8 protein-coding genes and 4 tRNA genes are annotated in these 12,780 nt (G+C 59.1%); 1 reads left to right on the top strand and 11 read right to left on the bottom strand.

The window, feature by feature from the left end:
* Window positions 1-18 precede the first annotated feature (18 nt).
* The gene (locus H582_RS31235) at window positions 19-1,014 is read left to right on the top strand and encodes an arsenic resistance protein (RefSeq protein WP_084137459.1); all 996 of its coding nucleotides are present in this window, start codon (window positions 19-21) and stop codon (window positions 1,012-1,014) included.
* Between the two features lie 366 nt (window positions 1,015-1,380).
* Here the strand turns inward: H582_RS31235 and glmS are convergent, their stop codons facing one another.
* The 11 genes from glmS to H582_RS0120400 all read right to left on the bottom strand — a co-directional run bounded on the left by glmS (window position 1,381) and on the right by H582_RS0120400 (window position 12,671).
* Window positions 1,381-3,216, bottom strand: coding sequence for a glutamine--fructose-6-phosphate transaminase (isomerizing) (gene glmS, locus H582_RS0120450; RefSeq protein ID WP_028600030.1), 1,836 nt, complete (start codon window positions 3,214-3,216; stop codon window positions 1,381-1,383).
* Window positions 3,217-3,839: 623 nt separating this feature from the next.
* Window positions 3,840-5,180, bottom strand: coding sequence for a phosphoglucosamine mutase (glmM, locus tag H582_RS0120445; protein WP_028600029.1), 1,341 nt, complete (start codon window positions 5,178-5,180; stop codon window positions 3,840-3,842).
* A 190-nt stretch (window positions 5,181-5,370) separates the two neighbouring features.
* Window positions 5,371-6,783 (bottom strand): CdaR family protein, encoded by a 1,413-nt coding sequence (locus H582_RS0120440; RefSeq protein ID WP_028600028.1) that lies wholly within the window; start codon window positions 6,781-6,783, stop codon window positions 5,371-5,373.
* Complete coding sequence (cdaA, locus tag H582_RS0120435; protein ID WP_028600027.1) at window positions 6,776-7,618, bottom strand: diadenylate cyclase CdaA; 843 nt, start codon at window positions 7,616-7,618, stop codon at window positions 6,776-6,778. Before cdaA ends, H582_RS0120440 begins: the two co-directional genes overlap by 8 nt.
* A 160-nt stretch (window positions 7,619-7,778) precedes the next feature.
* Window positions 7,779-8,405: a zf-HC2 domain-containing protein gene (locus tag H582_RS0120430; RefSeq protein WP_028600026.1), complete on the bottom strand. Its 627-nt coding sequence runs from the start codon at window positions 8,403-8,405 to the stop codon at window positions 7,779-7,781.
* 141 nt (window positions 8,406-8,546) lie between these two features.
* On the bottom strand, window positions 8,547-9,113 hold the full coding sequence (gene sigW, locus H582_RS0120425) for an RNA polymerase sigma factor SigW (protein ID WP_028600025.1): 567 nt from the start codon (window positions 9,111-9,113) through the stop codon (window positions 8,547-8,549).
* Window positions 9,114-9,259: 146 nt separating this feature from the next.
* Complete coding sequence (ppc, locus tag H582_RS0120420; protein ID WP_028600024.1) at window positions 9,260-12,064, bottom strand: phosphoenolpyruvate carboxylase; 2,805 nt, start codon at window positions 12,062-12,064, stop codon at window positions 9,260-9,262.
* 263 nt (window positions 12,065-12,327) lie between these two features.
* Window positions 12,328-12,401: transfer RNA gene (locus H582_RS0120415), tRNA-Gly, on the bottom strand.
* Window positions 12,402-12,430: 29 nt separating this feature from the next.
* A tRNA-Pro gene (locus H582_RS0120410) sits at window positions 12,431-12,507 on the bottom strand.
* Window positions 12,508-12,516: 9 nt separating this feature from the next.
* Window positions 12,517-12,593, bottom strand: a tRNA-Arg gene (locus tag H582_RS0120405).
* Between the two features lie 3 nt (window positions 12,594-12,596).
* Window positions 12,597-12,671, bottom strand: a tRNA-Gly gene (locus H582_RS0120400).
* Window positions 12,672-12,780: the final 109 nt, after the last annotated feature.

Below are 12,780 nucleotides of genomic sequence, written 5' to 3'. Positions count from 1 at the left end.
AGGAGAGAAGGTAACGGAATGATAAACCGGGAGAAACTTGAGCAAAAACAGATTTGGCTCTATGTCGCGATATTAGTGCTAGCAGCTGGTCTTGGCTTATTTGCCCCTAATCTAATGACGACATTAGATAATCACATATTAATTTCTGTCGTCATCGCTGTTTTAATGTTTGGCATGTTTACACAGATTCCTTTTACATCCATGAAGGAATCGCTTGGCAATCGACGTTTTATCCTAGCCATCCTAACCGCCAATTATATTGCGGTACCGATTGTCGTCTGGCTGTTATCTCAGTTCCTGCCTCAACAGGCTCCTGTATTACTGGGTGTGTATCTTGTTTTACTGGCACCGTGTATAGATTATGTCATTGTTTTTACTCATCTAGGCCGTGGAAATGAAAAAGCTATGCTCCTTTCAACACCTATACTCTTTGTGACGCAAATGATCTTATTACCCGTTTATCTGTGGATTTTCATGGGCAAAAAAGCTTCTGAAGTTGTGAATCCGGGACCTTTTATAGAAGCTTTTCTTATCATCATCGTGTTGCCACTTCTTCTGGCTATAGGATTACAACTGTTTTCTAATAAAACTCGTCGTGGTGTTCAAAACTTATTAGATGCCTCGGCGTGGATTCCTGTTCCGTTGATGGCGCTAACGCTTTTTATTGTTGTATCATCACAAATTAGCAAGTTATCCGCCTACTGGGATCTAATTATCAAAGTAATTCCTATTTATATCGCATTCATGCTCATTATGCCGTTCATTACTCGCTTTATCGTAAAATGGTTTAGACTAGATGTTGAGTCAGGACGAGCGGTTATCTTTAGTTCGGGAACACGTAATTCCCTTGTGGTTCTTCCCCTTGCTCTAGCTTTACCTGAAAACTGGAGCACACTAGTCACTGCAATTATAGTGACGCAAACCATTGTTGAGCTTGCTGTAGAACTTATCTATGTTCGATTTGTTCCTAATGTGGTTCTACGTGACAAAGCTACTCAGGCGAGTTCTGAATAAGCAAAGGAGCCCCCAACTTGAGTGGAGGCTCCTTTGCTTTTCCGCGCTGCTCTCTTAATGAAGCATCGTCAGTCTAATACTTTATTTTCTCAGTCTACAACTTTATTTGCCGAGTCTAACACTTTATTTTTCAGTCTAGAACTTTATTTTCTTCTGACAATCAGAACAAAACTATATTCTATTTATTTTGTTGAGAACAATACATTAATGTAATGAATCACAGAGCTTAATTATTAAATCACACACTATTCTGCAGGGGACTAACTATATTGCAAAGGTACCAACTATATTGTATAGGAACCAACTATATTGTATTGGAACCAACTTTAATGTCACCAGACAGATGTCGACTTCGCGACTCTCTGCTTACTCCACCGTCACGCTCTTCGCCAGGTTCCGCGGCTTGTCGACGTCGTTGCCGCGAGCCAGGGAAGCATGGTAGCTGAGCAGCTGCAGCGGCACGACCGACAGGGCCGGCGTGAGCAGCGGCAGCGTGCGCGGGATCGAGAACGTCTCGTCGACCGACTTGGCGACCTCGTCCTCGTAGCCGGCGTTGGCGATGCCGATCACATGCGCGCCGCGCGCCTTCACTTCCTTGATGTTGCTCAGCGTTTTCTCGTACAGGTCTTCCTGCGTGACGAGCGCAATGACCGGGATTCCTTCCTCGATCAGCGCCAGCGTGCCGTGCTTGAGCTCGCCTGCCGCATAAGCCTCGGAGTGGATGTAGCTGATCTCCTTGAGCTTGAGCGAGCCTTCCTGGGCGACGGCGAAGTCGAGGCCGCGGCCGATGAAGAACAGGTTGTCATGCTTCGACACGGCTTCCGCCACGCCCTTGAACAGCTCCGCCTGCTCCAGGATGCTTTCGACCTGCTCCGGCAGCCGGTGCATCGCTTCGACAATGTCGACGACTTGGGCCTGGTCGATCGTGCCGCGCTCCTGAGCCAGGTACAGTCCGAGCAGATAAAACGCGATCAGCTGCGAGGAGTAAGCCTTCGTCGAAGCGACGGCGATCTCCGGCCCCGCCCACGTCGTGATGACGTCGTCCGCATCGCGGGCGACCGAGCTGCCGACAACGTTGGTGATCGCCAGCACGCGGGCGCCATTGCGCTTCGCTTCGCGCAGCGCCGCGAGCGTGTCGGCCGTCTCGCCCGACTGGCTGACGACGATGACGAGCGTATCCGGCGTGATGATCGGCGAGCGGTAGCGGTATTCCGAAGCGACATCCGTCTCGACCGGGATGCGCGCCAGGCTCTCGATGACCGTCTTACCGACGAGGCCGGCGTGGAACGCCGTTCCGCAAGCGACGATATGCACGCGGCTGATGCCGCGGATCTGCTCGGTCGTCATGCCGATCTCTTTGCTCAGCGTGACGGATTTGCCGTCCTCGGCGATGCGGCCCATCATCGTGTCCCGATACGCCTTCGGCTGCTCATGGATCTCCTTCAGCATGAAGTGGTCGAAGCCGGCCTTTTCAGCCGTGACGAGATCCCAGTCGACATGGAATATTTCCTTGGAAATAATGTCGCCCTCCGTCGTCATCAGTTCGACACCGGCGCGCGTCAAAACCGCCATTTCGCCATCGTTCAGGATGTAGACGTTGCGCGTATATTCCAGGATCGCCGGAATGTCCGAGCCGATGAAGTTCTCGTTCTCGCCGATGCCGATGACGAGCGGGCTGGCAAAGCGTACCGCGACCAGCTTGGTCGGCTCGTATTCCGTCAGCACGCCGAGCGCGTACGCGCCTCTCATGCGCTTGACGGCGCGCTGCACGGCGCTTACGATGTCGCCTTGATACTCGTCGGCGATCAGGTGGGTGATGACCTCGGTGTCGGTTTCGGACACGAACGTATGGCCTTTGGCCGACAGCTCTTCCTTGAGGTCAAGGTAATTTTCGACAATGCCGTTGTGCACGACGGAGAACTTGGCGCTGTTGTCCGTATGCGGGTGGGAGTTGACGTCCGACGGCTTGCCGTGGGTCGCCCAGCGCGTATGGCCGATGCCGACGGAGCCTTCGATCGGCTCGCTCTTCAGCTTATCCTCCAGATTCGCCAGACGGCCTTTGGACTTGCGGATCTCCAGACCGTTGTCCGTGAACACCGCGATGCCCGCCGAGTCATAGCCCCGGTACTCCAGCTTTTTCAGACCTTCGATGAGAACTTCCTTGGAGTCCCGATTGCCGATATAGCCCACGATTCCACACATAAGAAAAGAAACCTCCGTATGCGGCCGCAAGCCGCTCCGGTAAGGATGCCATGAATCCAGGCTGATGGCAGTATTCAATTGAACCTCCGGCCAGCGGCCGGGGCATCCGTTCCGTCCGAGCGGCTTGCCCGCTCAGTTGTAGTTTGATAAGGATTAGTATCATCGCATCGGACCGCGGCTATCCCTGCAAGAGGAATCTCGCCCGCGTCCGGATTAAAGTCGTTTCAAGGGCATGTTCGCCATCCGTTTGTGGGACCGGTTGCCCGCGTCCTTTTGCCGGAATGGCTGTCGATGTCATGCTCCACCGGAAGGTCCCCGCCGAAAATTTCGAACACCTTCACCTCGTCAGCTTGACGGATCAATGCTGCCGGCATCTCTTCGCAACGGGCGAAGAGGCCGGGGGATGGATCGGCTTGATCGTCGCAAGCTCTGGCGCTTGTGATGCTGGATGGGCGTACCTCGATCCTCGCTTTCCTGCTGGAATAAAAGAAATGCAATACGCTCTATCATATTCGATGCGGGCTTGGCTGGCAACCCCGGAACGTCGGGAAATCCATCCTGGTTCCGCCGCTAGGGGACATTAACCCGGGACTGGCCCGGGTTAAACGACCCGCTGCAAGCGACTAGCCGAGCTCGGATTTGACGACATGCACGATCTCGTCGACATAAGCCGCCACCTGATCCTTGTCGGGACCTTCGGCCATGACGCGGATGAGCGACTCGGTGCCGGACGGACGGACGAGCACGCGGCCGTTGTCGCCGAGCTCCCGCTCGACCTTGTGCACCGCCGACAGGATCGCCTCGTTGTCGTTGTACAGCGTCTTGTCGGCCACCCGCACATTGATGAGCACTTGCGGATACTTGCGCATGAGGCCCCGCAGCTCGCTCAGCTTGCGGCCGGACTGCACGAGCGTGTCGGTCAGCTGCAGCGCCGTCAGGATGCCGTCTCCGGTCGTATTGTGGTCGAGGAAAATGACATGCCCGGACTGCTCGCCGCCGAGGTTGTAGCCGCCTCTGCGCATCTCCTCCATCACGTAGCGGTCGCCGACCGCGGTGCGCGCCGTCTGCAGGCCGAGGCCTTCCGCCGCCTTGAAAAAGCCGATGTTGCTCATGACGGTCGTCACGACCGTATCGCCCTTGAGCGTGCCGGCGCGCTTCATGGCGTCGCCGCAGATGCAGAGGATGAAATCGCCGTCGACCTCTTCGCCGCGCTCGTCGATCGCAATCAGCCGGTCGGCGTCGCCGTCGAAGCTGAGGCCCAGATCGGCGCCGTGGCGCAGCACTTCGTCGCGCAGATGCTCCGGATGCGTAGAGCCGACGCCGTCGTTGATGTTCCGCCCGTTCGGCTCCGCGCCGACGGTGACGATCTCCGCTCCCAGCTCGCGGAACACTTGCGGGGCCAGCTCGTAAGCCGAGCCGTTCGCGCAGTCGAGCACGATCTTGAGCCCGTCGAAGCGGGTGCGGATCGTCGTCTTGAGGAAATCGAGGTATTCGCGCTTGCCGCTCTCATGCTCCTCGACCGTGCCGATGTCGCCGCCGACCGGGCGCGGCAGCTCGTCTCTCTCCGCATCCATGAGACGCTCGATCTCGAGCTCCGTCTCGTCCGACAGCTTGAAGCCGTCGCCGCCGAAAAACTTGATGCCGTTGTCCGCGACCGGATTATGCGACGCGGAGATCATGACGCCCGCATCCGCCTTCAGCTGGCGGGTCAGATAAGCGACCGCCGGCGTCGAGACGACGCCGAGCCGGATGACGCTCGCTCCGATCGACAGCAGGCCGGCGATCAGCGCCGACTCCAGCATCGGTCCGGAGATCCGGGTGTCGAGTCCGATGACGACCGTCGGCTTATGCGCTCCTGCCGTCAGGACATAACCGCCGCAGCGGCCGATCTTATAGGCAAGCTCCGGCGTGAGCTCGAGGTTCGCGACCCCGCGTACTCCGTCGGTTCCAAAATATTTTCCCATGTATTCCTGCTGCCCCTTTTCGGATTGAGGTGGATAGTGAATCGGATGAATGGTATTGATTATAAAGTGTTCATGCCGTTAACGCTATGGCGGGTTAATCCAGTCCATGGCCTCGCGCCCATTCGATATCATACGCACGGTCGGAGACGATAGGTTCCACAAAAAAAGAGCGGAAGGGAGCCGCGGCGTTTCAACGCCGCCCCTCTCCGCTGTCTGCGCCATCGCCGCTGCCGGCACCGGCGTCGTTCTCGTTGCCGGATCCATGGGACGGGCCGGAGCCTCCGCTCGAGTCGTTCTCGCCCTGCCCGCGGTCCGGAGATGGCGTCGGCGTCGGCGATGGCGTCGCGCTGCCGCCTTCCGGCCTGCCCATGGCCGCCTCGCTGGCCGTCAGACGCACGGTGACGGTCGGAGCCGGATCGACGGCCGTCACATAGTTCGGCAGCGTCAGCTGCAGCCGCACCTCATGCGCGCCCTCCTTGAGGTCCTGCAGGTCGGCGACGGCGCGGATGTCTCCGGCCGTCAGCCCGGACAGCTCGTCCGGGGTGCCGCGCACGCGCACGCCGATCGTGCCGCCTGTCGGAGCCTCCAGAGCCGCATCGAGGCCGCTGCCCGCATTTTCGAGCGTAATCGGCACCTGCAGCGTCTTCACGTCGGAGGAAGCGAGCGTCACGCGCACCTTGACCTTGCTCGGCTCGACCGCCTTCATGCCCTCGGGAGGAAGCAGCTCCAGCTCGACGTCGCCCGTCGCCCGGATCTGGGACAGATCGACGTCGGCGGCGAGCAGATTGACCGAGTCCAGCAGCAAGCGATCGCCGTATACGGTCACCTCGCTCACGTCGGAATCGATCGCCTCCAGCGACAGACCGGCCGGCAGGCTGCCTCTCGTGCCGATCTGCAGCGGCACGGCCTTGCCCGGCATCGTGATCGGCACCTCGACGTCGAGCGTCGCCGGGGCGATGACGGCTCCCTGAATTTCATTGCCCGACTTATCGAAGACGATCATGCGGGCTTTTTTGTCTCGCACCGTCTCGGTCTCGCCCTCGACGTTGACGAATACTTTGACCGAACCGACGCGGGCCAGGTCCTGCGCCGGCAGCGTCACTTGCACGGTGCTGCCCGGACGGATGACCGGAGCGCCGAGCTCGTATCCTTCGGCCGGCTTGCCTTGGGTGACGACGCCGGCGTCGAACGTGCCGCTCTCCAGCCGGTCGATGATCACCTCGACCATCGACGGCGATACGTTGAGCAGCTCGATGCCCCGGGGCAGCTTGCCGACCGTGAGCGGAATCGTATAGCTGCCCGGGCCTTTGCCGCTCAGATTGACGCTGACCGTATAATCGCCATCCTCGGCGAAGGCGAGCGCCGAGCGGCTGCCGCGCACCATCAGCTTGGCGACGCTCGGCTCGAGCACCTTGAGCGCATAGGCGCTTTCGTCGAGCCCCTCGGTCTGGATGCGCAGCATGTCGACGCTTTTGGTCTCCGTCGTCGACGTGACCGTATTGGGCGTCGATTCCGGATCGAAGTGAACGACCGCCCACAGCAGGACGCCGATGACGATCGAGAGAATTTTGAGGGCGGTCGGATGGCTCAGCCATCTATCCATTGGCTTCCCCTTCTTTCTTTTTGCGGAACGGGAACTTGGACTTCGTCTTGGACGTCTGTCCGTTCTGCTGGGTTAGCTCCTCGAACAGCTTGGAGATGAGCGACTCTTCCTTGATGTCGCGCACGATCATGCCGCCGACGGCAAGCGTTACCTGCCCGGTCTCCTCCGACACGACGACCGATACCGCGTCGGTCACCTCGCTCACGCCGATCGCGGCGCGATGCCTCGTGCCGAGCTCCTTGCTGATGAACGGGTTTTCCGACAACGGCAAGTAGCAGGCCGCGGCCATGATCTGCGAGCCGCGGATGATGACCGCTCCGTCGTGAAGAGGCGTATTCGGCGTGAACATGTTGATGAGCAGCTCCGAGCTGATGCGAGACTCCATCTTGATGCCGGATTCGATCAGCTCGTTCAGTCCGGTATGCCGCTCGAAGACGATCAGCGCGCCGATGCGCCGCTTGGACATGTACTGGACGGCCTTGATCAGCTCCATGATGCGCTCGTTCACCTGGTCGCGGTCGAGCGACGACGTACGGGCGAACAGCTTGCCCCGGCCGAGCTGCTCCAGCGCGCGCCGCAGCTCCGGCTGGAAGATGATGATGATCGTGACGACGCCGAAGGTGAACATCTGGTTCATGAGCCACTTGAGCGTATACAGATCGAACCAGGTGCTGATCGCCCAGGTGAGCACCAGCAGCAGGATGCCCTTGATCAGCTGCACGGCGCGCGTTCCGCGTACGAGCAGGATCATTTTATAGATAATGTAACTGACGATCCCGATATCGATGATGTTCCGGATCCAGTTCTGCCACGTCATTTCCGTGAAAAATCTCATATCCGATACCCCCGCCCGCTGCCTGCGGTCCCTTCTCTATGTATGGCCGAAGACCTTGATTCCATCGCTTAGTCGTAACCCTATTCTTTTCTAGGTATCATAACATAAATCCTTTTTCGGCCAAAAAAAATGCCCCCTGCGCGCAGGGGGCGTCACCCGTTCACGGCGTGCTGCCGAACGATTGGGTCACTTTGTACCAGAAGCGGTCCAGCAGCTGGTCGATCATGCGGGACTGGCCGGCGATATGCGCCGTGGACGCAGTGAGGAGCGATCCGTCGATGACGGTCACGCTGCCTTCCACGTCCCCGCGCACATCGGCGGTTCCATTCTCCACGGTCAGATTGCCGTAGATCTTGACGCCCTCCGGCACGATGACCGTATGACCGTCGATGACGACCTGCTTGAGGTCGTCGCCGCGCACGATCAGCTCGGAGCCGTTGTTCACCGTCGGCGCCAGGCTGGCCAGCATGACGACCACGAATACGGCTGCTGCCGTGACGGCAGGATGTCTGCGAATCCATCCCGTCCAGTCTCTATGACGAGCGGGAGGAGGAATTTGTTTTAGAATCTTGTCGGTGAGCGCTGCGGAAGCGGCCGGCGTCATCGCCTGTCCCTTTGGCTCAGCCATAACCGAGGTGAGCAGCGCTTCGGTCTTCTCCAGCTGTTCGAACCGGGCTCTGCATGCCGGACAGGAAAGCAGATGCTGCTTGAGGGTAAGGCAATCCTCGCGCGGCAGCTCGCCGTCGATATAGTCGTGCATCCAAACGATAGCGACATTGCAATTCATGGCAGCCAGTCCTTTCTTCAGGGTACAGAGGCAGGCCCTGCCCGTCGTCTCGCATCGGCGCGCGGACGCCTCGATGCCAAGTCTACCTATAAGGTACGTTTGATGGCGGAAGGTGTTTCATTTTTTATGGCCCGGATGAGCCTATAATTTATGCTCGAGCTTCTTGCGCAGGAACTCCCGTCCGCGATGGACGCGCGTCTTGATCGTCGTCACCGGCATGTCGAGCACGTCGCCGATCTCCTGCAGCGAAAGATCCTCCAGATAGCGGAGCACCATCACGCTCTTGTACTTGGGAGGCAGCGTGTCGATGGCCGAGCGGATGATCCGCTGCGTCTCCGAGAGCAGCACCTCGTCCTCCGGAGAGGCATCCTCGCTGGCGAACATCGAATAGCCGTCCAGGCCGTCATGCTCGGGCAGCTCGGCATCCAGCGAGAAGCCGGGCTTGCGGCGGCGAAGACGGTCGATGGCTAGATTGGTCGTGATGCGGTAGATCCAGGTCGAGAACTTCATGGACTCGTCGTAGCGCTCCATGTTGCGGAAGACGCGCAGAAACGTCTCCTGCACGGTGTCCTCCGCCTCCTGGCGGTTGTACAGCATCCGGTATGCAAGATGGTAAAGCTTGTCCTGGTACATGCCGACGAGCTCCGCGAACGCTCTCTGATCTCCCTTGAGAGAGAGGCGGACCAAGTTGGCTTCGATGGATTTCACGGCCTACATTCCTCCAGACTAACCGGACTGTCTAGCCCATGGTAATTCACGCGCATGGAAAAAGCAAGAACGTTCCATGACAGGAAAAAGCCGTGCGCAGCCGGTGCGCACGGCATGGGACGGTAGGGAATAGTCCTTTCAGCAGATCAACCGGTATTGCGGAGGCCGGCGGCGATTCCGTTGATCGTCAGGAGCACTTCGCGCAGCAGCTCCGCGTCGTCCTCCTCCGCCTCGCGCTTCTGGCGCAGCTCGGTGAGCAGTTCCACTTGCAGGTAGCTGAGCGGATCGACGTACGGATTGCGCAAGCGGATCGATTCCTGGATGACCGGCACGTTGTCGAGAATTTCCTTTTGGCCGGTAATGTCCAAGATCATCCGCAGCGTCAGCGAGTACTCCTGCTCGACCAGCTGGAAGATGCGGTCGCGCACGGCGGCGTTCTTGATCATGCCGGCGTACTGGCGGGCGATGAGCAGATCGGCCTTGGCCATCGCCATCTGCAGGTTGTCGACAAGCTGGCGGAAGAACGGGAAGCCCTTGTACATATCGCGTAGCGTCTGCAGGCGGGTCTCGTCGCCCTGGACGTACTGGCGGAACGCCGTGCCCGATGCATACCAGGCAGGCAGCAGATAGCGGCTCTGCGTCCATGCGAACACCCATGGGATCGCGCGCAGGTCCTCGAAGCGGTCGCTGTTCTTGCGCTTCGACGGACGGGATCCGATGTTGAGCTCGCCCACCTCGGAGAGAGGCGTCGACTCCTTGAAGAACTCCATGAAGTCCGGATCGCGGAAGATCAGATCCTGGTACTTCTCTTGAGCCGTCTCGGAAATTTCCTTGGCGATCTCGGCCCACTCCGGCATCTGCTCCGGCATCTGCTCCGGATGGCTCGCCAGGCGCGCCGCCGTGAGCAGCGCCCAGGTCGCCTGCTCAAGGCTGCGGTAGGCGATGCCTTGCATCGAGTAGCGGGAGGACAAGACCTCTCCCTGCTCGGTAATCTTGATGCCGCCGCCGACAGTATGAGGCGGCTGGGCCAGGATGCTGCGGCCGAGCGGCATGCCGCCGCGGCCGAGCGCGCCGCCGCGGCCGTGGAAGAACTTGAGCTTCACGCCATTGCGGGATCCGGTTTCGGTGATGTCGATGAGCGCGCAGCGGAGCTCCCAGTTGGCGGTGACGACGCCGCCGTCCTTGTTGCTGTCGGAGTAGCCGAGCATGATCTCGTGCAGATTGCCGCGAGCCTCGACTCCCTTGCGGTAGAGCGGCAGCTCGAACAGCCTTTGCATAATGCCAGGTGCGGCATGCAGGTCGTCGATCGTCTCGAACAGCGGCACCGACTGCAGCGTGCAGCGGACCGTGCCGTCCGCCTCCTGGCGGAACAGGCCGACTTCCTTGGCGAACACCATCACCTCGAGCATGTCGCTGGCGCCCTGGGTCATGCTGATCAGATAGCTCGAGATGCAGGACTCGCCGAACTCCTGCTGCGCCCGGTAGATCGTCTGGTAGACGTCCAGGCATTCCCGCGTGGATTCGGTGTAATCCAGATGGGAGGAGGTCAGCGGACGCGGATCGTTCAGCAGCCGGTCCAGCAGCTCGATCTTCTCCTCTTCGGAGAGGGAGGCGTAATCCGGCGTGATGTTCATCTTGGCCAGAATCTCGGCCATCGCCGATTCATGCTCCTTGGAGTGCTGGCGGACGTCGAGCGCCGCCATATGGAAGCCGAACAGCTCGACCTGGCGAATCAGCTTGCGCACATGCGAGTCGGCCGTGTAGTCGGCGTAGTGGGAGCGCAGCGAGCGGTCGATGAGCAGCAGGTCCTGCTTGAACTCCTCGGGGCCGTTGTAGCGCTTCGCCGTGCCTTTGAGGGCATCGTCGCCGGTGTTCGCCAGCTTCTCGAGCATGTAGCAGAGCTTGACCTTGTACGGCTCCCTGCTGTTGCGCCATTTGTCGATTCCGCGGAGCTCGACGGCCTGCTCGTCGGCCTCGATCGAGCTGAGCAGCTCGGACGGAACGTCGATGATGTTGGTGCTGAAGCTGAGGATGTCCATCCATTCCTTCAGGACCGTCTGGTACTTGCTCAGCGCCAGCTGCTTGTGGAGCGTCAGCGTCTCCCAGGTGACCTTGGCTTTGACGGACGGGTTGCCGTCGCGGTCTCCGCCGATCCAGGAACCGAACTTGAGATAGGTGGGGACATGCCATTGCTCCTGCGGGTAGTACTTGTGCAGGCAGCGCTCCAGCTCCTCGTAGACGTTCGGAAGCACTTCGAACAGCGTCTCGTCGAAGTAGTACAAGCCGTTGCGGACCTCGTCGATGACGGTCGGCTTGCGGTCGCGCAGCTCGTCGGTCTGCCAGAGGATCTGCACGTCGTTGAGCAGGCCGGCGCGCAGCTTCTCCCGCTCGCGATGCGTGAGCGTCGGATTGTCGAGCTCCATCAGCCCGAGCGCGATGCGCTTGTGGATGTCCTGCACGACGCGGCGGGTCGCTTCCGTCGGATGGGCGGTCATGACGAGCTCGAGCGAGATGCCGTCCAGCATCGACTTGACGCCGTCGACCCCGATGCCGCGCTCATGAAGCACTTGAACCGCCGCCTCAATCGAGCCCGGCTGCACGCTTTCACCCACCGAGCGCTCGTAATCCCGCTTGCGGCGGATGCGGTGGTTCTGCTCGGCGATATTCACCAGCTGGAAGTAGACCGCGAACGCGCGGATGACCTGGTGACGAATCTCCGGGCCGAGCGTCGTGATCGTCTTCTTGAATTCCTCGTACAGCTCGTTGACGAATTCGGCGCGCAGCGCCTTGCTCATCTCGCGGATCCTCTCGACCACCTCGAGCAGCTCGTCGCCGCCTTGGTGGACAAGCACTTCACCCAATAGATTGCCCATGAACCTTACGTCTCGGCGCAGCAAGTTGTTCGATTGCGGGCGAGCCGTCGCTTGGGCCGTTGCAGCCTGTTCCGACATGATGTTCCTCCTCCTGGTTCGCTCCTAAGGCTGCGGAAAGAACCAAATCGTAAGCATAGCCAGCCTGGCGCTGAATCCCTGAACGCCGCTCCTGGCGCGTCTTTCCCGGTTGCAGGTGACTTCAAATCGCTTTTCCCATCATACTACAAAAGCTATAGGGATAGAAGACGGTCCGGGGCAGGTTTTTTTGCCCAAGCACTGTGTTAAAGCGTTGACGTTACAAAAAAACCTTGCCACTAGGCAAGGTTTGAAGGTTTCTCTATTGGAGCGGGTGATGGGAATCGAACCCACGCTATCAGCTTGGAAGGCTGAAGTTCTACCATTGAACTACACCCGCAAACGAAATCGACAGGCAAGTTGAAGCAATGGTCGGGATGACACGATTTGAACATGCGACCCCCTGGTCCCAAACCAGGTGCTCTACCAAGCTGAGCTACATCCCGTTGTATAAATGGCGTGCCCGGAGAGATTCGAACTCCCGACCTTTTGATTCGTAGTCAAATGCTCTATCCAGCTGAGCTACGGGCACGTATGGAGCGGAAGACGGGAATCGAACCCGCGACCCTCGCCTTGGCAAGGCGATGCTCTACCGCTGAGCCACTTCCGCTTGTCGAAGAACTTTTTGTTCAGCGCGACAAGTAATAATATATCAGGCCCATCGTCCGAATGCAAGTCCTTTTTCAAAAAAAATTAGGCGCGAGCGGAGCAGAGCTCCT

The sequence above is a fragment of the Paenibacillus pasadenensis DSM 19293 genome, from assembly GCF_000422485.1.
Lineage (GTDB): Bacteria > Bacillota > Bacilli > Paenibacillales > Paenibacillaceae > Paenibacillus_O > Paenibacillus_O pasadenensis.
This window is presented reverse-complemented; position numbering and strand designations above follow the sequence as displayed.